Origin of the sequence: Micromonospora sp. NPDC052213, from assembly GCF_040679695.1 — a bacterium.
GTDB lineage: Bacteria > Actinomycetota > Actinomycetes > Mycobacteriales > Micromonosporaceae > Micromonospora.
In genome coordinates, this window is record NZ_JBFAVI010000430.1 from 1 (window position 1) to 1,007 (window position 1,007).

Consider the following 1,007-nt stretch of genomic DNA (forward strand, 5'->3'; position numbering starts at 1 on the left):
CCGGAGACCGGGGCCTGGGCGAAGACCACGCCGGTGCACGGGTCGATCAGGTCGGCGTAGCCGCCGTCCACCGGGTCGACGTACTCGCCGTTGACGAAGTTGCGCAGCTGCTGCTGGTCGCTCATCAGAAGTCTCCGTGAAGGTGGCCGGGGAGAGGGTCAGCGGAGGTTATCGCAATCTGACTGCCATCTTGGCTACTAAATCCGAGGCAGACAAGGGTTTGAGCAACTGTTTCCGCGTGAGCGCCTGTGGTCTAGGCTGCCGGTCGTGGAGCCGAGAGCCTTCTACGTCGCCGGTCGCCCCGCCCACGGCGAGGACGAACTGACAGTCACCCACCCGTACGACGGGCAGCCGGTGGGGCGTACCACGCTCGCCACGGCCGACCAGGTCGAAGCCGCCGTCGCGGGGGCCACCCGGGTAGCAGCGGAGGCCGCGGCCCTGCCCGCGCACGCCCGCGCGGCGGCCCTGGACCACGTCTCCCGCCGGCTCGCCGAGCGGGCCGACGAGGTCGCCGCGCTGATCACCGCCGAGAACGGCAAGCCGGTCAAATGGGCCAAGGCCGAGGTGGGACGCGCGATCTCCACGTTCCGCTGGGCCGCCGAGGAGGCCCGCCGCTTCTCCGGCGACCTGCAACGACTCGACACCGACCCCGCCGCCACCGGCCGGATCGCCCTGGTCCGGCGGGTGCCGCGCGGGCCGGTGCTCGGCATCACGCCGTTCAATTTTCCGCTCAACCTGGTCGCCCACAAGGTCGCCCCGGCGCTCGCCGTCGGTACGCCGATCGTGGTCAAGCCGGCCCCGGCCACCCCGCTCACCGCGCTGCTGCTCGGCGAGATCCTGGCCGAGACGGACCTGCCCGAGGGCATGTTCTCGGTGCTGCCGCTACCGAACGAGCGCGCCGCCGAACTGGTCGCCGACCCGCGCCTGCCGGTCGTGTCGTTCACCGGCTCCGGGCCGGTCGGCGCGGCCATCCGCCGGGCCGCCCCGGACAAGCACGTCACGCTGGA

General features: G+C 72.2%; 1 protein-coding gene. It reads left to right on the forward strand.

Translation table 11 applies throughout. From position 1 onward, the window contains the following. Positions 1-267: 267 nt before the first annotated feature. A partial coding sequence (locus tag AB0L34_RS34515) for an aldehyde dehydrogenase family protein (RefSeq protein WP_363709886.1) occupies positions 268-1,007 on the forward strand: 740 nt, incomplete at its 3' end.